Genomic DNA, 20367 nt, shown 5'->3' on the forward strand with positions numbered 1-20367 from the left:
CCGCGCGCCTTGTTTTACGGCGCGAAACGGGCGGTGAGGCGGACATGGCAAGTTACGATTACTCGGGGCAGATGCGCCCCGAGCAGATGCATTACACGAATCAACCCCATTCTGAGGATGGGTATGATTATTCCGACGACATGCAGGAATATGATCAGGGCGCGCAGGCTGCGGGCCTGGGTCGTATTGTCAACGCGCTGGGTGCCGTTGCTTCTCTGGCGCTGGTCGCAGGGATTGGCGTCTGGGGTTACCAGTTGGTGATGCGCGATGTCAGCGGTGTGCCAGTTGTGCGCGCCATCGAAGGGCCGATGCGCATTCAACCTGAAAATCCCGGCGGAACACCCGCAGATCATCAGGGGCTGGCAGTCAACGCCGTGGCTGCTGTTGGTACGGCCGCACCGCCAGCGGATCGCCTGATCCTGGCGCCGCGCCCGGTATCACTGACGGATGAGGACACGCCGGTTGAACCTTTGAAACCCACTCCGGCCGTACATTTGGTTGAAGAACAGATCTCGGAGCAGGAGGCTGCGCAGCTGCGTCAGGGCACTGTTGACGCACTGGTCGCTGAACTTGCGGGTGATACGGCAACGCTGGATGACCCCGCCGCGCAGGGCGTGCAATTGGCCGCTTTGTCCACGCCCGAGGAAGAGCCTGCCATTGATCCCGCTGATCTGGCGGCGCAGTTGCCCGACCCGGAATTGGCTGCACTGCCGGGTGTCCGGCGCTCTCTGCGCCCTGCCACGCGTCCGGCCCGGGTCACGCGCAGCAGTGCTGGCACCAGCAGCAACACCGAAGACGCGATCAACGCTGCCGTCAAAGCGGCCGTTGGGGTCGATATCGATCCAAACACGTTGGCGAAAGGCACACGCATGGCGCAGCTTGGGGCTTATGAAAGTTCTGATGTGGCGCGCGTTGAATGGAGCCGTCTGAATGGCCGATTTGGTGAATATATGGATGGAAAACAGCGTGTTATCCAGAAAACCTCAAGCGGTGGCCGCACCTTCTATCGGTTGCGCGTTCTGGGGTTTGATAACGTAAGCGACTCGCGTCAGTTCTGTGCTGCATTGCAGGCGCAGGGTGCTGATTGTATCCCGGTTGCCGTTCGGTGACATTTGGCGCTGTCATCACCGATGCCGAAGGCCTGCGCCTGACGTCTGAGGAAAAGAACCTGTTCCGCCAGATGAACCCGTTTGGGTTCATTCTGTTTGCCCGCAACATCGACACTGCGGATCAGGTCCGCGCCCTGTGCGATGACTTCCGCGAGGCGGTGGGCCGCAACTGTCCCATCACGATCGATCAGGAGGGCGGGCGCGTTCAGCGCTTGCGCGCCCCACTGGCGCGCGAATGGATGCCGCCGATGGAACATACAGGCCGGGCCGGAGATCAGGCGGAACGCGCCATGTACCTACGCTATCGCTTGATCGCAAACGAGCTGTTCGAGATGGGAATAGACAGCAATTGTGCCCCCATGGTCGATTTGGCGCGGGATGACACGCATGCGTTCCTAAGGAACCGCTGCTATGGCACTGATCCTAAGAGAGTTTCAAAGATCGGCAAGGCAGTGGCTAAGGGCCATCTGGACGGCGGTGTCCTGCCGGTGATCAAGCATATGCCGGGGCATGGCTTGTCTACGCTCGACAGCCACCATGATCTGCCGCACGTCGATCTGACGCAAGAGGCGCTGGAACAGGCGGATTTTGCCCCGTTTCGCGCGTTGAACGATCTGCCGATGGGGATGAGTGCCCATCTGGTGTATGACCGGATAGACCCGCAACCAGCCACGATTTCGCCCATGATGATCGGCCTGATCCGCAAAACCATCGGCTTTGACGGGCTGATCATGACCGACGATATCTCGATGAAGGCCCTCAGTGGCACGCCCGAGGAAATTGGCCGTCAGGCGCTGGTGGCCGGATGTGACGTTGTATTGCATTGCAACGGCACGTTTGAGGTCCGCGCAAAGGTTCTGGACGCTGCCGGAGAGATGACCGACCAAGCACAGTCCCGCGCAGAACGGGCATTGGCGATGCGGCAAAAGCCTGCGGAACTTGACATCCAAGCTGCCGAAGCGGAACTATCTCGCCTAATGGGCGGGCAGGTGTATGTCGGATAACATTTTCAGCGAAGACCCGGTCTCGGTCGCGGATAGACTGGCGGCCGAGGCGTTAATTGTGGATGTCGACGGGTTTGAAGGCCCGTTGGACGTGTTGCTGACCCTGTCGCGCACGCAAAAGGTTGATTTGCGTAAAATCTCGGTTTTGGCGTTGGCGCAGCAATATCTGACCTTTGTCGAAAAAGCCCGCGCGCTACGGATCGAACTGGCGGCCGACTATCTGGTGATGGCCGCTTGGCTGGCGTTTCTGAAGTCCCGACTGCTGTTGCCACCCGACCCCAATGACGAGGGTCCCTCGGGCGAAGAACTGGCCGCGCATCTGGCCTTCCAGCTTGAGCGTTTGCAGGCCATGCGCGACGCCGCTGCACGTTTGATGGGCCGCGATCAACTGGGTCGTGACTTTTTCAAACGCGGGCAGGGTGAGGATATCACCCGTATCCGCACGGTGACCTATTCCGCCACGCTGTTGGACCTGATGCAGGGCTATGCGCGCATTCGCACCCGGGACGAGTTCCGCCCCTTTGTGATGGACCGCGATGCCGTGTTCACCATGGAACAGGCGTTGGAGCGGATGCGCCCCCTGATCGGATTCGCGGGCACCTGGACCGATATGGAGACCTATCTGCCCGAAGGTTGGGACGCCGATCCTGTTCGGCGGCGGTCGGCCACGGCGGCCACCTTTGCGGCCTCGCTTGAGTTGGTGAAGGAAGGACATATGGAGATCCAGCAAAGCGAAACCTTTGCCCCGATCCATCTGCGAAAGAGGACTGAAAAACGTGACTGACGCCCCCCAGGACGATGGCACCGGCACACTGTTCGAAGCGCCGCCAATGGCCGAACAGGAACGCATGGTCGAGGCCGTGTTGTTTGCCAGCGCCGAGCCTGTGACGATTGCCGATCTTGAAGTGCGAATGCCCCATGGCAGCGACGCAGCACAAGCTGTTGAAATGCTTTACAAACGGTATGAGGGGCGCGGCATACGTGTGGTCAAAATCGGTGAGGCCTGGGCCATTCGTACCGCCCCCGACCTGGGTTTTCTGATGCAGAAGGAAACGGTCGAGACGCGCAAGCTCAGCCGTGCTGCTATCGAAACCCTGGCCATCGTTGCCTATCATCAACCCTGTACCCGTGCCGAAATCGAAGAAATCCGAGGGGTCTCGGTTTCACGCGGGACTATTGATCAATTGCTTGAGATGGAATGGATCAGGTTGGGCCGTCGCCGCATGACTCCGGGCCGTCCGGTGACATTTGTCGTCACGCCGCAATTTCTGGATCATTTCGGGCTGGAAAACGCCCGCGACTTGCCGGGACTCAAAGAACTGCGCGCGGCCGGGTTGCTTGAGAACAGGCCCCCCCCAGGCGCGATGCCGTTGGGCGAAGGGCAGGAAGACGGAGAAGACGAGGATCAGACCGAACTGTTCGAGGAAGAGTGATCACACGGCCCTTTTGTTGCCGCAGGAATCACCTATGTTGAGGTTCAGGAAACGGAGTTGAGCAATGAATGCCAATCGGATCATAGACATGATCGTACGTCAGGTCATGCGACGCCTGGTGACGAAAGGCGTAGACAAAGGTTTTGACGTCGCCAGCCGAATGGGTGGTAAGTCCGATGGGGCTACGAACCCAGACACTGGCCAGCCCGCCCCGCGCAATGCGCCACGCCCGTCCCAGAACCTGCGGCAAGCGCAAAAAGTGACCCGCCAGATGCGCAGGTTCATGAAGTTCTGATCAACCGACCGCTTTGAAATGTTTGGACAGCTTCAATCCCTGTCCCTGATAGTTCGATGCGATCCCCGCGCCATATAGCTGGGTGGGCATCTCGGACATCTTCTCATACACCAGCCGCCCCACGACCTGCCCGTGTTCCAGCACGAACGGAGCCTCGTGGCAGCGCACTTCCAACACCCCGCGCGAGCCTGCGCCTCCGGCGGCGACATGGCCGAAACCGGGGTCGAAAAAGCCCGCGTAGTGCACCCTGAACTCACCCACCATGGCCAGATATGGGGCCATTTCCGCTGCAAAGTGTGGCGGTATATGTACCGCCTCGCGGCTGACCAGAATGTAAAACGCGCCAGGGTCGAGGATTATACGCCCGTCATTTGTGCGCACCTCTTCCCAGTATTCCTGCGGGTCGTACTCGCCGATACGGTCCAGATCGATCACACCGGTATGGGGCTTGGCACGGTAACCCACCAAATCGGTTTCCGGCAGCCGCAGATCGACCGAAAAGCCCAGCCCGTCCTGAATCACTGCCGGTCCGTCAACCAGAGGAGATTCTGCGTGCAGTGCTGCCAGTTCCGTATCGCTTAGAACTGCCTGACCCTGCCGGAAGCGGATCTGGTTCAACCGCATCCCCGGGCGAACAAGCACCGAAAAGGAGCGGGGGCAAATCTCGGCATACAAAGGCCCGGTATAACCCGCCGGGACCCGGTCGAACTCTGCGCCGCCATCGGTAATGGTGCGGGTCAGCAAATCTAGCCGTCCGGTCGAACTTTTGGCGTTGGCCACCGCGGTGGTGTCTAGCGGCAGGGCCAGCGATTCCATCAGCGGCACCAGATAGACGCAGCCCTTTTCCAGAACTGCCCCGTCCGAGATGTCGATACGGTGCATCTCAAACTCGGTCAAACGGTCCGCGACGGACCGACCTTCGCCGGCAAGGAAGGACGCGCGAACGCGGTAAGCCACTGTTCCCAGGCGTAAATCAAGGCTGGCGGGCTGGATTTGCGCAGGCAGGACATCGGGGCTGGCGGTGATCTCACCGCGGGCAATCATCGCCTCGATCTGCTGGTTTGGGCATACGCCTGTCATTGCAATCCCCCCTGGTGCCAGAGCGGGATCTGGCCTGTGTGCCATAAACGTCGGTGTGATTTGGTCGGGCTAGCAGGACTCGAACCTGCGACCTTCCGTCCCCCAGACGGACGCGCTACCAGGCTGCGCCATAGCCCGACGTTGAGGTGTTCATAAAGACTTTCCCGGCGGGGGCAAGAGGAAATCATCGCCTTTTTTCTTATCCCGCTGATCGGTTCTCGATCCGGTTTAGAACCGCGCGCAGGTCTTTTGCGACAGGTGCGATTTGCCGCAAGAGCGTATCGTCAAACTCGGTGCGTTTCCATGCCTGCGTGGCGATCCCGCCCAGCAGCGGGGCCTCGTCTAGGAACTCGGGCTCTGGCGCTGGGGGTTGCGCCGAAGGTTTGGCTTCGCCCAGATCCAGATCGATCTGTCCCTGTGGGGCCGGTGGTTTGGCTGCAAAGGGCACAACAACAGTGTCGTCTGCATTGGTGTCCAGATCGGCGGCGTCATCCAGGCCGGGCGACAGAGAGGCAACATGGGCTACGCCCTGTTCACGCAGGATGCGTTGGACGCCCTTGATGGTGATCCCATCCTCGTGCAGCAATTTCTTGATCCCGCCAAGCAGGCGCATGTCGTTGGGCCGGTAATACCGGCGACCGCCTGCGCGTTTGACTGGTTTGACCTGACTGAAACGGCTTTCCCAAAAGCGCAACACATGAGCCTGAACGCCCAGCCAGTCCGCAACTTCACTGATCGTGCGAAAAGCGTCGGGAGACTTGCTCATGATTTTGCCGTCCTGATCTTACTTACGGTTCCCTGCGGCGACGCGATCCTTCATCAGGTGCGACGGGCGGAAGGTCAGAACCCGGCGGGGCTGAATAGGAACCTCTTCGCCGGTCTTGGGGTTGCGACCGATACGGGCGGTCTTGTCCCGAACGCTGAAGGTGCCAAAAGACGATATCTTGACCTGTTCGCCGCGCACCAGGGCGTCAGACATATGGTTCAGAACGCTTTCAACCAGTTGCGCGCTTTCGTTGCGGGACAGGCCCACTTCGCGAAAGACGGCTTCGCTCAGATCCATTCGGGTCAGTGTTTTATCGCTCATGCCAATTCCCCTGTTGATAGCAGAGCATAGGGCCAGGGCAAATTCGCTGTCAATATCAATGAATTGCGCGCGGGTGTGTAAGCCGTTTTGTGCCTGTTACCACCGCAAGAGGACTGAACCCCAAGCCAGACCGCCCCCGATGGCCTCGGTCACCAGCAGATCGCCTTGCTTGAACTGGCCCCGTTGCTTGGCAACCGACATCGCCAGGGGAATCGATGCGGCCGACGTGTTGCCGTGGTCCTGAAGGGTGACCACAACGTGGTCCATCGGGACGCCCAATTTCTTGGCCGTTCCCTGAATAATACGGATATTCGCCTGATGCGGCACGATCCAGTCCACATCTTCGTGACCCAGTCCGACCTTCTCCAGACAGGTTTCTGCGGTCGAGGTCAGGCGCTCGACGGCCTGACGGAACAGTTGATTGCCCTTCATCCGCAGATGCCCGGTGGATTGGGTCGAAACGCCGCCATCAACGTAAAGAAGGTCTTTGTAACGCCCGTCGGAATTCAGGTCTGTCGCCAGAATCCCCCGGTCATCCGGAGTGCCTTCGCCCTCTTGCAGTTCAAGAATCAGGGCACCAGCCCCGTCTCCGAACAACACGCAGGTCGACCGATCCGTCCAATCCATGATTCGAGAGAACGTCTCGGCTCCGATCACCATCACACGTTTTGCCTGACCGGACAGGATCAGTGCGTTTGCATTGGTAAGCGCATAAACGAACCCGGCGCACACGGCCTGAACATCGAAGGCAAAGCCTTTGGTCATGCCCAGGCGCGATTGCACCATTGTGGCGGCGGAAGGAAAGGTCAGGTCAGCAGTTGATGTAGCCAGAATGATGGCGTCAACGTCGTTTGCTGTCAGCCCTGCATCCGTCAGTGCAGCCTCAGCCGCGTTGGTGGCCATATCCGACGTGGTTTCACCTTCGGCAGCAAAGTGGCGGCGTTCGATTCCCGAGCGGGTCCGGATCCATTCATCCGTTGTATCAAGCGTCTTTTCGAATTCAGAATTCGGAACCACACGTTCCGGCAAATAGTGTCCGACGCCTACGACAACTGAACGGCCTGCCATGCTGGGGTACTGCCTTTTTGTTATTCGCCCGCCTTTGGCGGAGCGTGTGCGGCATCTTGTGCAAGCTCGGCGGTCGATGCAACCCGTGCGGCCAATTTTTCGGCAAAGCCGGATTGCGCCAAGGTAAAGGCCAGCTTAACCGCCGCAGAGACCCCGGTTGCATCCGCGCCGCCATGGGATTTGATCACAGTCCCATTGAGGCCCAGAAAGACCCCGCCGTTCACCCGGCGCGGGTCGATGCGCTTTTTCAGACGTTGCAGCGAGGTGATCGCCAGAACCGAAGCCAAACGCGACAGGGGAGAGTATTTGAACGCCTGACGCAGCAGGTCTCCGATCAGGCTGGCGGTGCCTTCACCGGTCTTGATGGCGACGTTGCCGGTAAACCCATCGGTTACAATGACATCCGCCTTGTCACCGGGAATGTCGCTGCCCTCGACAAATCCGACAAAGTCAAAGCTGGCCCGATCCGCGAAATCCGAGATCATGGCATGCGCTTCTTTCAGCTCAGCCCGGCCTTTATGTTCTTCGGTGCCCACGTTCAGCAGGCCGATACGCGGGCGTTCCAGCGCCATGCCGTTGCGGGCATAAGAGGCACCCATCAGTGCATATTGCAGCAAATCCTTGGCGTCGGCGCGCACATCCGCACCCACATCCAGCATCACGTTGAACCCCTGCGGGTTGCGCGAGGGCCACAGAATTGCAATCGCCGGACGGTTCACGCCCGGCAATTTGCGCAATCGCATCATCGACAGCGCCATCAGCGCGCCCGTATTGCCGCAGGAAACTGCGCCATGGGCCTCGCCCTGACGCACTGATTCCAGCGTTGACCACATCGAGGTCTGTTTGCCGTTGCGTACAACCTGGCTGGGCTTGTCCTCCATCGTGACCACATCGGGGCAATCACGAAAAACGACGCGCCCCTGCAGGACACGCCGTTTGGCGACAAGTTTGCTCAGCACTTGTTCAGGTCCATGCAAGACGAACGCGATGTCGGGGTTCTTGCTTGCCGATTGGGCAATGCCCGCCACAACAGCAGCGGGCCCCGAGTCACCACCCATAGCGTCAACGGATATGGTAATCCGTCCGGTGTGCGTGGGCTGTTCTGTCATGCCTGGCCTGCGCTTTAAAGGCTTAGGCCGCGTCTTCGTCCAGGTCGATTTCGTCGGCCTGAGCGACGACTTCGCGATCATCGTAGTGGCCGCAGGACGCGCAGACATGATGCGGGCGCTTCAGCTCGCCGCAGTTTGCGCATTCGTTCGGGTTTGCAGCAACCAGAGCGTCGTGTGCGCGGCGGTTGTTGCGGCGCGACTTGGAAACTTTGTTCTGTTGGACGGCCATGGTCTCAACCTTTGTATACTAAGGGCCAACAGATTCGCTGTCGGCCGGGTTTCATTCTTTGTTTATCTCGTGGTTTGACGCGCGTTTAGGGGACGGGCCCCGCAATGTCCAACCCAAATTCCGATGAGCGCGCGAAAATACTGCGATTCTCGACATGTTCAAGCGATTTTTCTGAGGGCCTGCTATGACAGGAAAACAGACCTATGTCACTCGTCTTTTTTCAGCGCATCGCGCAATCCTGCCAACCCGGCAAAGGGCTTTACATCTTCGTCAGTCATAGCTTGTTTGCCCGGCTCTGTGAAATCGGCCTGCGCCAGTTCAGCACCATCTTTGCGCGGGTATTGGGGCAGGGCCAGCGACAGAGCCTCGATCATGACCTGGGCGGGATCGATCACGGGGCCAAGCGGCTCAGAATCGTCACCCTCAGGGATTTCGAACTCAGGTTCGTCGGGATCATCCAATTCAGCCAGAAACGCCCGCGACACGGGCGTCTCGATCCGCGTAGTGACCGGTTCCAGCGTTACAACGCAGGGCTGGATCACCGTCGCACCCAGTTTGCCCTGCAATACCCAGTCGTGTTTGCCCTGCGCTTGTACGTTGCCGACAAAGCTGAGCTTGCGCAGACCTAACAGGCCCAGCTCCTCTTTGATCGCGTCCAAACGCGGTGCGTCGGGGCGCAATTCGAACGCGGTTGGCGCGTTTTGGGGCAGGTCGGCCACCCGCAGAGATGTAAGCTTGCTCATTCGTGACCCTTTCCTGTGTTGAACCGGGGCTGCGGTTTCTGTATCGGATAGGGGCCGCAAGGGTCCAAGGCAAGAGGGTGTGAATGTTGAAGGTTGTGAACAGGTTGAAACCAGCGTCGAAAACGCTTGTATTTGCGGCCTGCCTGGCAGTGGCCGGGGCGTGTACGCCCATCTTTAAGAATCACGGATACATACCGCCCCCTGAGGATCTGGCCGAAATCAAGGTCGGCGTAGACACCCGCGAAAGCGTCGAAGAGGCGGTCGGCGCCCCAAGTTCTTCGGGTGTGGTGCGCGATTCAGGCTTTTACTACGTCCGATCTCGTGTGCGCCACTATGGACCAAAGCGCCCCGAGGTGGTCTCGCGCGAACTGCTCGCGATCAGCTTTGATGACCGGGGAGTGGTGCGCAATATCGAACGGTTCGGTCTGGAAGACGGCATTGTCGTTCCGCTGGACCGTCGCATTACCGAATCCACGATCGAGAATCGAGGCTTCTTGCGTCAGCTGTTGGGTAACATCGGTAACTTTAACCCAGCCAATATCCCGGGCGCTTCGAATTAACTCGACGTCCGGTCTTGCCTTGGTCACAGGACGGTCACACGTCTTGTGATAAGGACACAGCAAGATGATTCAGGTCGGCAACCTTGGAGGATGCGACCATGGCACTATTGCTTGGCAAAGGCCGGTATCGCGCCCGTCTTGCGCAAACTGCGCAGGACATAGGGGCGGCGCAGCAATTGCGCACGTTGGCCTTTGGGACCGACCACACAGATCAGGACGATTTCGACCTGCTCTGCGCACATATCCTTGTTGAAGATACGCGCGACAACGGGCGATTGGTCTGCTGCTTTCGCATGCTGACAATGGAGAACGGGTCAGAGATTGACCGCAGCTATTCGGCGCAGTTCTACGATCTGTCCGCACTGGAAGGTTTTCAGGGACGGCTGGTCGAAATGGGTCGGTTCTGCATTCATCCAGACTGGAACGATCCGGATATCCTGCGCGTCGCCTGGGGGGCGATGACCGCTTATGTCGACCAGAACAATGTTGCGATGCTGTTTGGCTGTTCGTCTTTTGCCGGGGTTGAAACTGCGGAGTATCTGGATGCCTTTGCGATGCTGAAACACCGGCATCTGGGCCCCAAGCGCTGGTTGCCTCGGGTTAAGGCACCGGATGTGTTCCGTTTTGCGGCTCGTCTGCGGCGCAGGCCGGATGCGAAAAAGGCGATGCTGCGGATGCCACCCTTGCTGCGCACTTATCTGATGATGGGCGGCTGGGTCAGTGATCACGCGGTGGTCGACCGGAATATGAACACGCTGCACGTCTTCACCGGGCTCGAGATCGGAGCGATTCCACCCGCCCGCAAACGCCTGCTGAGGTCGGTGGCCCAGTAATCGCCGTTGACGCCTTGGCCCTGCCGGTTTAGCTGGCGGGCATGGCGAGAATTCCTTTATTGCAGATGTCCGGCATTTCCCTGACCTTCGGGGGCGATCCGGTTTTTTCGGGGCTGGATCTGGTGATTCAACCGGGCGACCGTGTTGCACTGGTCGGGCGGAACGGGTCCGGCAAGTCGACCCTGATGAAGGTGATGGCAGGTCTGGTCGAACCCGACCGAGGCGAAATCGTGATTCCCCCGGGGAAATCCGTAGGTTACATGGAGCAGGACCCCAGCATGGAAGGGTTCGCCACCTTGGGCGATTATGCCTCCAGCGGGTTGGAACCTGGTGAGTTGTATAAGGTCGAGCGTGCCGGTGAGGGACTGAAATTCGATCCTTCACGCCCGATCGAAACCGCCTCGGGCGGTGAGAGACGACGGGCGGCCTTGGCCAAGCTTATGGCCGAAGCTCCGGATCTGATGTTGCTGGACGAACCGACCAACCATCTGGATATTGAGGCCATCGCATGGCTGGAGCGAGAGCTTGGATCAACACGAGCCGCGTTTGTGCTGATCTCGCATGACCGGGCCTTTCTGCGCGCCTTGACCCGCGCGACATTGTGGATTGATCGCGGTGCCGTGCGACGGCAAGAGCAGGGGTTTGAGGCGTTCGAGACTTGGCGCGACAAAGTTTGGGAAGAAGAAGATCAGCAACGGCACAAGCTGAACCGCCTGATCAAATCCGAGGCCCGATGGGCCGTCGAAGGTATCAGCGCGCGGCGCAAACGCAATCAGGGCCGGGTCCGCGCCTTGCAAGACTTGCGGAGCGAGAAAGCGGCCCAGATCAAACGTCAGGGTTCGGCCGCTATGGCGTTGGAATCCGGACCGAAATCTGGTCGAAAAGTGATTGATGCCAAAGGTTTGACCAAATCGTATGGTGCGCAACAGATCGTCCGGAACTTTGATCTCTTGGCGCAACGCGGTGACCGCGTAGCGTTTGTTGGGCCCAACGGCGTGGGCAAGACAACGCTGTTGAAAATGTTGCTGGGCCAAGAGGAGCCGGATGAGGGTTCGGTAAAATTGGGCACCAATCTTGATATTGCCGTGTTCGACCAGACCCGTGCACAGCTGGACCCAGAGATGAGCCTGTGGGACAGCCTGACCGGTGATCCCGAGATGCGGGTGTCGGGCAAGGCCGATCAGGTGATGGTCGGTGGCCAGCCCAAGCACGTGGTGGGCTACCTCAAAGAGTTTCTGTTTGACGAAAGACAGGCAAGAGCGTCCGTTAAGTCCCTGTCTGGTGGGGAAAAAGCGCGGTTGCTACTGGCCAAGCTGATGGCGAAGCCTTCGAACCTTTTGGTGTTGGACGAACCAACCAACGATCTGGACGTCGAAACCCTGGACCTGTTGCAAGAACTGCTGGACGATTATGACGGCACAGTCCTGCTGGTTAGCCATGACCGAGATTTTCTGGACCGCGTGGCCACCACGACAATCGCGATGGAGGGCAATGGCCGCGCCACGGTTTATGCGGGCGGGTGGTCGGATTACATTGCCCAGCGAGGCGATGAAACTCAGAAGAAGGAAGAAAAAACAAAATCTTCCAAGCCGAAGGTCAAGCTAGAGGAGCAGCCAAAATCTGGCCTGTCCTTCTCGGAAAAACACCGGCTTGAAAAGCTGCCCGCCGAAATCGCGCGGCTTGAAGCCGAGATTGGCAAGCTCGAACAGCTGATGTCCGATCCCGAACTGTTCACACGTGAGCCGGTCAAGTTCCAGAAGGCCACTGAGGCCCTTGTTGAACGGCAGGACAAACTATCGGTTGCGGAAGAAGAGTGGCTGGTTCTGGAAGAAAAATCCGAAGGCGCGTAATCGCGGCTCAGGAACGTCTCACCGGCCGCGCCGGATTGCCGACAACCGTATCCCCGGCAGCGACATCTTTGGTCACAACACTGCCAGCCCCGATTGTGGCGTTGTCACCGATCGTAACCCCGGGCAGCAAAATGGCGCCGCCACCAACCCAGACGTTTTGGCCGAGGGTGACCGGCAGGCCAATCTCCAACCCCTGCGCGCGCTCGGTCGGGTCTTTGGCGTGCTGCGCGCAGTAAATCTGCACATTGGGGCCAAACATCGTGTCATCTCCGACCCGAACCGGCGCGGTGTCCAGTACCACGCAGCCGGCGTTGAAATACACCCGGTCTCCCAATTGCAGGTTCAATCCATAGGCACAGTGAAACGGTGCTTCGACAAAGCAGTCTTGCCCAACTGATTTGAACAGGGCCCGCAATTCGGGCACCATCGCGCCACGTGCATCCGGCGCGCAGGTGTTGTGCGCATGGACCGCGCGCCGGGCCTGCGCGCGCAACGCATCCAGTTCGGGGTCCAGACAGCAATACCACTGCCCGGCCTGCATTTTTTCCCGCTCGGACATCGGCCAGACCTAGCGCATCCGAAGCGCGCCGTCGATGCGGATGACCTCACCGTTCAGGTAGCCCATTTCAACGATGAACCCGGCCAGCCGTCCATATTCATGTGGATCGCCCAGACGGGCAGGGTTGGGAACGTCGGCGGCCAGTTGCTGCTGTACCTCTTCGGGCAGACCCGCCAGCATCGGCGTCATGAAGATGCCCGGTGCAATGGTCATCACCCGGATACCGGTCGAGGCCAGATCGCGCGCCATTGGCAGGTTCAGCCCCACCACGCCACCTTTTGAGGCCGCATAAGCCGCCTGTCCCTTTTGGCCGTCAAAAGCCGCGATCGAGGCGGTGTTGATGATCACACCGCGTGCACCGTCGGGCTCGGGCTCATTCCTGGCCATTTCAGCGGCCGCCAGGCGCGAGACGTTGAATGTGCCGACCAGATTGATATCGATGGTGCGCTGGAACGCGTCCAGAGGGTGGGGGCCGTCCTTGCCAACGGTTTTGATGCCATAAGCGATGCCCGCGCAATTCACCGTGGCGGTGATCCGATCCATTTTGTTTCTGGCATGCACAATTGCCGCAGCGACAGAGGGTTCATCCGTAACATCCGTTTCCGCGAAATGCCCGCCGATTTCGTCTGCAACCTGCGCTCCGCGCTCGGCATCTCGGTCTAAAATAGTGACCTGCGCGCCCTGTGCGGCGAAATGGCGGGCGGTGGCCTCGCCCAACCCCGAGGCGCCGCCGGTGATGATCGCGGCTGTAGTGGACAATTGCATGGCAGGTTCCTTCAATCGGGATTTGAACGTATGTTCATTTAATTCGCAGATTTAGCCGCTGTCCACAAGATTTGCGTTGGTTTTCTGGGTTTGAGGCGGTTTCTCAAGGTTTTCTCAGATGGCCTTTAGCTTAGCTTAATGCGCGAGTCTCACATCGAGAGCAGAGATGTAAAGCGTCGAGGGGGCGCTGTGTAAGGAGATGAACGTTATGGGTAAGAGTATGAAACTGGGTATGTCTGCATTGGTGGCCGCGCCCTTCCTGGCCGTGATCGGCGCGACCAGCGCGGCAGCTGCACCGGAAGTATGCAATGCGAAGACGGCGCGTGATGCGGCAAATCGTGGGGACTATCAGGCGATGTGTGATTGTACACATGTTACACCCAGCTTTTTGCAGCGTCTGCAGACCCGGTCAGATTTCGCAACGACGTTGCGCAATACCACAGCACAATGCCCGGGACTGGCTTCGCTTTTGACCGATCAGCCAACGGGGTCGATTGGTGCAGCAGAGATTCCCGGTGAGGCCCGTAGCAATGAGCAGTTTGCCCAGGCCGACCCTGACAATGGCGGTGGTGGCACCGGGTCTGGCGGCGGAGGTGGCGCTCCCGGTGACGGAGGCGGCGATCCCGGCGATGGCGGAGGTGACCCCGGTGACGGTGGCGGCGATCCCGGTGACGGTGGCGGCGATCCCGGTGACGGTGGCGGCGATCCCGGTGACGGAGGTGGCGATCCCGGCGATGGCGGTGGCGGTAACGGCGGCAACAATGGCGGCGGAAACGGCGGCAACAATGGCGGCGGAAACAATGGCGGCCACGGCGGCGGCAACGGTGGTCCCGGGAATGGGAACGGGAACAACGGAAACTCCGGCAACGGCGGCGGCAATAATGGCGGATCGGGACCGGGCACCGGTAACGGCGGTGGCAATAACGGGAACGGCAATGGCGGCGGCGGTCATGGCAACGGTGGCCACAACGGCGGCGACGGAAAAGGCGGTGGTAAAGGTGGCCATGGCGGCGGCAAAGGCGGCGATGGCAAAGGGGGCCACGGCGGCGGTAAAGGTGGCGACGGTAAAGGTGGCGGTAAGGGAGGCAAAGGTGGAAAGCACTAGCTGGCCCACCCTAATCGACTGCACAGTCTGAAATAGTATACGGCCACCCAAAGGGGTGGCCGTATACCGTTCTTCCTAGTGTTTTCCTTAGCCCATCTGAACCAGCGCGTGGCGCTTCTTGCCCGCGCTCAGTTTGATTGGCGAGGACAACGCGTCCGCGTCAATCATCAGTCCTGCATCGGTCAGAGGCGCGCCGTCCAACTTGGCACCATTCTCAGCAATCAGGCGCTTGGCCTCCTTGCCGGACTTGGCGAGCCCGGATTTCACGATCAGTTGAACGATCGAGATGCCTTCGGCGAGTTCTTCTTTCGTTAGTGTCAAGGTTGGAAGAGCACTCACATATCCAGCCGCCGAAAAAGTATCATTACCTTTTTCTTTCCCGGTCATCGTACCAAATATTCCCTCGGCCGTGGCTCTTGCAGCCTTTGCAGCATCGGCGCCGTGTAAGAGAGTGGTGACTTCGTCCGCGAGCGTTTTCTTAACTTCGTTGATTTCAGAACCTGCAAGCGCGCCCAGACGGTCGCATTCCTCTATCGGCAGTTCGGTGTAGAGCTTCAGAAACCGTCCCACATCCGCGTCGGTGGTATTGCGCCAGAACTGCCAAAAATCAAAAGTCGAGAGCATATCACGGTTCAGCCAGACCGCGCCGTCCTGCGACTTGCCCATCTTCTTGCCGTCGCTGGTGGTCAGAAGCGGCGAAGTCAGGCCGTAGATCTCATGATCCAGCACCCGGCGGGTCAGGTCGATACCGTTGACGATATTGCCCCACTGATCGCTGCCGCCCATCTGTAGAACACAGCCATAGCGACGGTTCAGTTCCAGAAAGTCATAGGCCTGCAGGATCATGTAGTTGAATTCGAGGAAGCTCAGCGATTGCTCGCGGTCCAAGCGCGATTTCACCGATTCAAAGGACAGCATCCGGTTGACCGAAAAATGCCGCCCGATGTCGCGTAGGAAATCGAGGTAGTTCAGACCGTCCAGCCATTCTTCGTTGTTCAGCATCAGCGCTGCGTTTTCAGCGTCGGTGTCATAGTCGATATAGGCCGAGAATACCTTTTTGATGCCCGCAATATTGGCGTCAATCTGTTCCGGGCCCAACAGGGGGCGCTCATCCGAGCGGAAAGACGGATCGCCCACCTTGGTGGTGCCGCCGCCCATCAGGGTGATCGGCTTATGGCCGGTTTTCTGGAACCAGCGCAGCATCATGATCTGGATCAGGCTGCCCACATGCAGTGACTGCGCCGTGGCATCAAACCCGATATAAGCCGACTGACACCCGCTGATCAGCGTCTCGTCAAGGCCCTGATAATCGGTGCAGTCGGCGAGAAAGCCGCGCTCGATCATCGTGGCGATGAAATCCGATTTGGGGTGGTAGGTCATATCGTGCCTCGGGATTGATGTTGCGGGGCTGTGTATAGGACCGTGCATTGCTAAGTAAAAGGCACCTTTGCCAATTTAAACCTGCATGTTTCAGCTTTTGGTCGAGGGCAGGCGAAAGGCGTAGAGCATCGCGAGCAGGTTCAATGCGGCCAGCACGATGATTGGTGTAACCGGATCATGCAGATGGGCCACGGCCCCAAGGATCGCAGCAAACACCATACCGACTAACCCGGCGCTGACATCACCAAGTGCGACCAGATAGGGGCGCTCTTTCTCAGAAGTCATGTCGATGATGTAAAGATAGCGCCCATAGATCACCCCATTGCCGCCAAGCGAAAGCAGCAAAATAATCAGCGCGTATAGCCACACATCCTGCGCATAGCCCAAATAGGTAAAGATCAGCGCCATAACGGCGGACAGGGCCGAGATCAGGCAACCCAGCCACATCACCGGCTTGACAGAGATCCGCCCGCTGAGCCACCCCCATAGGATCGATCCGATCACCATCCCTAGGCTGGCGGCGATTACAAAATAGCTGAGCGAGTGTTTGGTGCCGACATGAAATGTCGCGGCGTGGATCGTATAGAACGGCATGGCCAGTTCAACCGAGACAAAAATCAGTCGCGCGGTCAGGAACTTTCGATACCACGGATAAGCCATGCCGGTCTTGAACCCGGTTGCCAATTCGGCCAGCGGGTGGGGTTTCTTTTTGGGCGCGGGTGCAGGGGCTGCTTCATCCTCAAGCAGGCGCACCCCGGCAAAACTGATGCCGGCGGCAAACATGGCAAAGACACCGCACCACAGAACCACGATATGGCGTTGCATGGGCTGGTCCGAAGCCAGTAAGTCGCGTGTCAACCAAACCACCAGAATAGCCAGAATGCCCGAGACGGTGGCCTGCGCGAACACCATGCGGTTGCGTTTCGTATCGGGAATGGAAATGCCGTAAATCTGGCTGGTGCCAAGGCTGGCGATTCCCTGACATAATCCCATGACGGTCGCTGTGGTCAGGAACAACAGCACAATCAGTACTTTTGGTAAGTCCGTTGCGAGCAGAGCAACAACTGACAGAATGACCGCCGTCATGATATTGGGGACATACACCGCCAGCTTCGCGCGGGTGACCTTGTTGATGAAGGGCGACACGAATATCTCGGCGATCAGGCGAGATCCGGTGACGAAAGGCAGCAACATCCCTGCGAAAAACGTGGGCGCTCCTAAAGCCAGATACAGGAACGGCAGAACCAGATTGGGATTAACCAATTGTCCGCCAATGGTAGCCAGAGATCCTGACCAAAAGATCAGCTGATAATTCCGACCGTCCGAGGGTGGTTTTGGGCTTTGTGTGTCAACCATGGCTGTTCGCTGCGGAAAAGATGTTCCGCAATCGTTACTCAGGCAGAGATTGTCTGCAACTGTTCAGCTGGCCATCTGTGGTTTAAGGCGCGCATGTGATCCCAAATTGCACTTCTGGCGCAGGATGTCGCTTGCTTTGGGGGGCGGTAAAAAGGCAGGTTGAGCGCGTCGCCGCCGTCAATCGGTGCGGTTGAACACAAGAACAATGAGGTGAGCGTGAACCGGGCCATCAGGAAAGTCGGGGCTATCAGGGCCCTTGGGGCGATGTCTGGCACGTCGCTGGACGGTGTCGACGCGGCCATTGTTGAAACGGATGGGCACCGGATTCTTGGCTTCGGTCCAAGTGACTATCGCCCCTATACAGATTCTGAACGCTCCGATTTGCGGAGCAGCCTTGGCCAGTGGTACGGGCCTGCGGTGGATAAGGCCGCTGAACTGGTCACCTTTGCCCATGCCGAGATCATGTCCGAGTTTGAAGAGATCGACCTGATCGGCTTTCACGGTCAGACCCTTGCACATGACCCGCGCGGACTTGGGACGTTGCAGGTGGGCGATGGCAAGGGGCTGGCGCAGGCACTGGGCGTCCCGGTTGTCTGGGATTTCCGCAGCGACGATGTGGCCATGGGCGGCGAAGGCGCGCCGCTGGCCCCGTTTTTCCACTTTGCCTGTGCCAAATGGATCAAAGCAGACGAGCCTCTGTGCTTCCTCAACCTCGGCGGGGTGGGGAACCTGACCTATGTGGACCCCAGCTTTGACGGCCCCGAGGATCCCGGTGCTCTACTGGCGTTTGACACCGGCCCCGCCAATGCGCCAGTGGATGACCTGATGCAGGCCCGCCTTGGTCTGCCAATGGATCGCGATGGCGCAATTGCGCGCGGTGGCACGGTCGAGACCGGCGCGCTGGAACTGTTTCTGGCCGAGCCGTTCTTTAACCGCATGCCGCCGAAGTCGCTGGACCGCAACGACTTTGCCGAGATGATCAGGCTGGTGCAGGAGCTTACGGATGCGGATGCTGTTGCCACCCTGACCGGCATGTGCGCCGCAGGCGTCGTGCAGGGGATGGAGCATTGCCCCAAACCCCCCGCCCGCGTTCTGGTCACCGGCGGCGGCCGACACAACCCGGTGCTGATGGAGATGCTGCGCGTCGCGCTCGACTGCCCGGTCGAGCCGGTCGAGACCGTCGGCCTGAACGGAGACATGCTTGAGGCGCAGGCCTTCGCCTATCTCGCCGTCCGCGTCGCGCGCGGCTTGCCGACGTCCTGCCCGGGTACGACTGGGGTAAAGGCTTTGGTGGGCGGTGGTGTGGTAAGTGGTGTGATGCGATGACGAAGAACCGAATTTGAGAGCTATAATTTTGGCATGATAGTCAAGTATTTATTCGATGATCTAAGGTCAATTTTCGCCGCGTGCATGGCGTTCGGTGCGACCGAGGCCATTGCGCAAAGCCAACCAAGCGACTTGATACTGAGAGTGCGTTTGGTGGCCGCCTCTTTTGAAGCTTTGAAATCGGAAACACGATTTTCTTGCGCTCATCCTGAGAGCCCAGTTGTCGTCGAATTGTCTGTTGATCTGACCCCAAACAGTTACGAATCCGCGCCTTTTCGCCAGACCGAACTGAACACAAACTCGGTCGTGGTGCGGCGCGATGGAACTTTGGAAAATAACAAACCTAAGGAATCCTGGCAAAAGACTGTCTCAACAGCACGGTTTACCAAAGGTTTTGTGAGTAGACCGCAGCAAGAAGAATTGACCGACCTGACATTTCAGGGGTCATTGTTCTTTTGCGATTACGAAGGTTTTCCCACTTTTGTGGGAGCGGAATATACTGTCTCGGGCACGATTGGGGCGTTCACACTGCTGCATCACCAGGCGTTTGCAACACAACTGAGTTGGACAGTAAGTTACCGAAGCTGGAAACAGGTTTCACATGACGGAAAGCAGATTGTGATTCCCAAGGTCAGGAAATCCTCTGGCCAAAAAGCTAACAAAGTCGGTTTATTGTCTTTCGAATTGAACGATGTCGCTGTTCCGCTCATCCCTGAGCGTGGCGATCAGCAGTTGCTTGTAAGTCTGATTGTACATGGCGAAGTCGCTGTTACCGAAGAGCGCCCGACGCCATGAAGTGGCGCTTGAAAACCACTCTGGCAGTTGTCCGGGTTGCAATGCTTAGCCTGATGTTCCTAACCCTGGCGCAAATCGCATCGGCCAAAGGATGGGACGTTGATGTGCGGGCTTTCGACAATATTACGGCGGTCTTGAACAGATTGGACCCAACCAAAGCTGGGTATAGCTGTCCCGAGCATTTCCACCCAGTGCGGCTTTCCGTCGAAATTGATGAGTTTAAAAAAATGACCGTCAAGGCAATTGGGTCAGAGTTTTTTCATTCGAACGTCGTTGACCAGGCAATTGCGGAAGAAAACCTGACGTTGTCACTCAAAGTCTCTGTCTTGGGATGTGCCTACAAACAGCATCTATTGGTACGAAAATGCTACGTCGCCGCCAATGGCGATTTGGGCGTTGGGCGAATGGAAAACGTCCGATTCTTGTATGCAGATGATCAAGACGACAATACTCTGTCAGCTGCTTACAGGGCCTACATTGCCAACCCGCCAGCGGAGCCATCGGCCCGCGACGCCGAAGCGGCCGGGTCGTCTGAGAGCATTCAGCCAATCGGGTTCTTTACGCTTGCGTTTGATTGGGAACCAACTTTTCTGGCCGATGCGAAACGGGAAGGGGATTGGGTACACTTGGGGCTGACTTGGTTGCGGATCAAAGTGTTGCCAGAAGATAACTAAACTGCGT

General features: G+C 58.6%; 23 protein-coding genes and 1 tRNA gene. 12 read left to right on the forward strand and 12 right to left on the reverse strand.

The window, feature by feature from the left end; all coding sequences use genetic code 11:
• The first annotated feature begins 44 nt into the window (after positions 1–44).
• The 5 genes from SJY13_RS02215 to SJY13_RS02235 all read left to right on the forward strand — a co-directional run bounded on the left by SJY13_RS02215 (position 45) and on the right by SJY13_RS02235 (position 3841).
• A complete protein-coding gene (locus SJY13_RS02215) occupies positions 45–1109 on the forward strand; it encodes an SPOR domain-containing protein (protein WP_377187144.1) in 1065 nt (354 codons plus the stop codon).
• Positions 1106–2113: a beta-N-acetylhexosaminidase gene (nagZ, locus tag SJY13_RS02220; RefSeq protein ID WP_377187147.1), complete on the forward strand. Its 1008-nt coding sequence runs from the start codon at positions 1106–1108 to the stop codon at positions 2111–2113. Before SJY13_RS02215 ends, nagZ begins: the two co-directional genes overlap by 4 nt.
• Positions 2103–2897 (forward strand): segregation and condensation protein A, encoded by a 795-nt coding sequence (locus SJY13_RS02225; protein WP_377187150.1) that lies wholly within the window; start codon positions 2103–2105, stop codon positions 2895–2897. The genes nagZ and SJY13_RS02225 overlap by 11 nt, the downstream gene beginning before the upstream one ends.
• Entirely contained in the window at positions 2890–3546 is a 657-nt protein-coding gene (scpB, locus tag SJY13_RS02230) for an SMC-Scp complex subunit ScpB (RefSeq protein ID WP_377187153.1), read from the forward strand. Before SJY13_RS02225 ends, scpB begins: the two co-directional genes overlap by 8 nt.
• Positions 3547–3610: 64 nt before the next feature.
• Positions 3611–3841, forward strand: a complete 231-nt coding sequence (locus tag SJY13_RS02235; RefSeq protein ID WP_377187156.1) for a hypothetical protein — start codon at positions 3611–3613, stop codon at positions 3839–3841.
• Here the strand turns inward: SJY13_RS02235 and SJY13_RS02240 are convergent, their stop codons facing one another.
• The 8 genes from SJY13_RS02240 to SJY13_RS02275 form a co-directional block, all read right to left on the reverse strand.
• Positions 3842–4921, reverse strand: a complete 1080-nt coding sequence (locus SJY13_RS02240; RefSeq protein ID WP_377187159.1) for a 2'-deoxycytidine 5'-triphosphate deaminase — start codon at positions 4919–4921, stop codon at positions 3842–3844.
• 61 nt (positions 4922–4982) lie between these two features.
• Positions 4983–5059 (reverse strand) — tRNA-Pro (locus tag SJY13_RS02245).
• 61 nt (positions 5060–5120) lie between these two features.
• Positions 5121–5687 (reverse strand): MerR family transcriptional regulator, encoded by a 567-nt coding sequence (locus SJY13_RS02250; protein WP_085820806.1) that lies wholly within the window; start codon positions 5685–5687, stop codon positions 5121–5123.
• An 18-nt stretch (positions 5688–5705) separates the two neighbouring features.
• Positions 5706–6008, reverse strand: coding sequence for an integration host factor subunit alpha (gene ihfA / locus SJY13_RS02255; RefSeq protein WP_037316145.1), 303 nt, complete (start codon positions 6006–6008; stop codon positions 5706–5708).
• A 96-nt stretch (positions 6009–6104) separates the two neighbouring features.
• The gene (locus tag SJY13_RS02260; RefSeq protein WP_377187163.1) at positions 6105–7076 is read right to left on the reverse strand and encodes a beta-ketoacyl-ACP synthase III; all 972 of its coding nucleotides are present in this window, start codon (positions 7074–7076) and stop codon (positions 6105–6107) included.
• 20 nt (positions 7077–7096) lie between these two features.
• Positions 7097–8185, reverse strand: a complete 1089-nt coding sequence (gene plsX, locus SJY13_RS02265) for a phosphate acyltransferase PlsX (protein WP_085820804.1) — start codon at positions 8183–8185, stop codon at positions 7097–7099.
• Positions 8186–8207: 22 nt separating this feature from the next.
• Positions 8208–8414 carry a 50S ribosomal protein L32 gene (gene rpmF / locus SJY13_RS02270; RefSeq protein WP_037316137.1) on the reverse strand — a complete coding sequence of 69 codons (207 nt, stop codon included), beginning with the start codon at positions 8412–8414 and terminating at the stop codon, positions 8208–8210.
• Positions 8415–8620: 206 nt separating this feature from the next.
• Entirely contained in the window at positions 8621–9157 is a 537-nt protein-coding gene (locus tag SJY13_RS02275) for a YceD family protein (RefSeq protein ID WP_085820803.1), read from the reverse strand.
• An 83-nt stretch (positions 9158–9240) separates the two neighbouring features.
• Between SJY13_RS02275 and SJY13_RS02280 the strand changes: the two genes are divergently transcribed.
• The 3 genes from SJY13_RS02280 to SJY13_RS02290 all read left to right on the forward strand — a co-directional run bounded on the left by SJY13_RS02280 (position 9241) and on the right by SJY13_RS02290 (position 12400).
• Positions 9241–9717, forward strand: coding sequence for an outer membrane protein assembly factor BamE (locus SJY13_RS02280; RefSeq protein ID WP_085820802.1), 477 nt, complete (start codon positions 9241–9243; stop codon positions 9715–9717).
• A 98-nt stretch (positions 9718–9815) separates the two neighbouring features.
• The gene (locus SJY13_RS02285; RefSeq protein WP_377187169.1) at positions 9816–10550 is read left to right on the forward strand and encodes a GNAT family N-acetyltransferase; all 735 of its coding nucleotides are present in this window, start codon (positions 9816–9818) and stop codon (positions 10548–10550) included.
• A 41-nt stretch (positions 10551–10591) separates the two neighbouring features.
• Positions 10592–12400 (forward strand): ABC-F family ATP-binding cassette domain-containing protein, encoded by a 1809-nt coding sequence (locus tag SJY13_RS02290; protein ID WP_377187172.1) that lies wholly within the window; start codon positions 10592–10594, stop codon positions 12398–12400.
• A 7-nt stretch (positions 12401–12407) separates the two neighbouring features.
• Here SJY13_RS02290 and SJY13_RS02295 read toward each other — a convergent pair whose 3' ends face one another.
• Both SJY13_RS02295 and SJY13_RS02300 read right to left on the reverse strand, forming a co-directional pair.
• Positions 12408–12959, reverse strand: coding sequence for a sugar O-acetyltransferase (locus SJY13_RS02295; RefSeq protein ID WP_377187175.1), 552 nt, complete (start codon positions 12957–12959; stop codon positions 12408–12410).
• Positions 12960–12968: 9 nt separating this feature from the next.
• Entirely contained in the window at positions 12969–13724 is a 756-nt protein-coding gene (locus SJY13_RS02300) for a 3-hydroxyacyl-CoA dehydrogenase (RefSeq protein WP_377187178.1), read from the reverse strand.
• A 208-nt stretch (positions 13725–13932) separates the two neighbouring features.
• Here SJY13_RS02300 and SJY13_RS02305 point away from each other — a divergent pair, with 208 nt between their 5' ends.
• Positions 13933–14829 carry a hypothetical protein gene (locus SJY13_RS02305; RefSeq protein ID WP_377187181.1) on the forward strand — a complete coding sequence of 299 codons (897 nt, stop codon included), beginning with the start codon at positions 13933–13935 and terminating at the stop codon, positions 14827–14829.
• 87 nt (positions 14830–14916) lie between these two features.
• On the opposite strand, the gene tyrS is transcribed toward SJY13_RS02305, so the two are convergent.
• Positions 14917–16209, reverse strand: a complete 1293-nt coding sequence (gene tyrS / locus SJY13_RS02310) for a tyrosine--tRNA ligase (protein WP_377187184.1) — start codon at positions 16207–16209, stop codon at positions 14917–14919.
• A 90-nt stretch (positions 16210–16299) separates the two neighbouring features.
• A complete protein-coding gene (locus SJY13_RS02315; RefSeq protein WP_377187187.1) occupies positions 16300–17565 on the reverse strand; it encodes an MFS transporter in 1266 nt (421 codons plus the stop codon).
• A 264-nt stretch (positions 17566–17829) separates the two neighbouring features.
• Between SJY13_RS02315 and SJY13_RS02320 the strand changes: the two genes are divergently transcribed.
• The 3 genes from SJY13_RS02320 (at position 17830) to SJY13_RS02330 (ending at position 20360) form a co-directional block, all read left to right on the forward strand.
• Complete coding sequence (locus SJY13_RS02320) at positions 17830–18891, forward strand: anhydro-N-acetylmuramic acid kinase (RefSeq protein WP_377193537.1); 1062 nt, start codon at positions 17830–17832, stop codon at positions 18889–18891.
• Positions 18892–18924: 33 nt separating this feature from the next.
• Positions 18925–19686: a hypothetical protein gene (locus SJY13_RS02325; RefSeq protein ID WP_377187190.1), complete on the forward strand. Its 762-nt coding sequence runs from the start codon at positions 18925–18927 to the stop codon at positions 19684–19686.
• A gap of 104 nt (positions 19687–19790) precedes the next feature.
• On the forward strand, positions 19791–20360 hold the full coding sequence (locus SJY13_RS02330) for a hypothetical protein (RefSeq protein WP_377187193.1): 570 nt from the start codon (positions 19791–19793) through the stop codon (positions 20358–20360).
• Positions 20361–20367 lie beyond the last annotated feature (7 nt).

The sequence above is a fragment of the Ruegeria meonggei genome (assembly GCF_042768335.1).
Classification (GTDB): domain Bacteria; phylum Pseudomonadota; class Alphaproteobacteria; order Rhodobacterales; family Rhodobacteraceae; genus Ruegeria; species Ruegeria meonggei.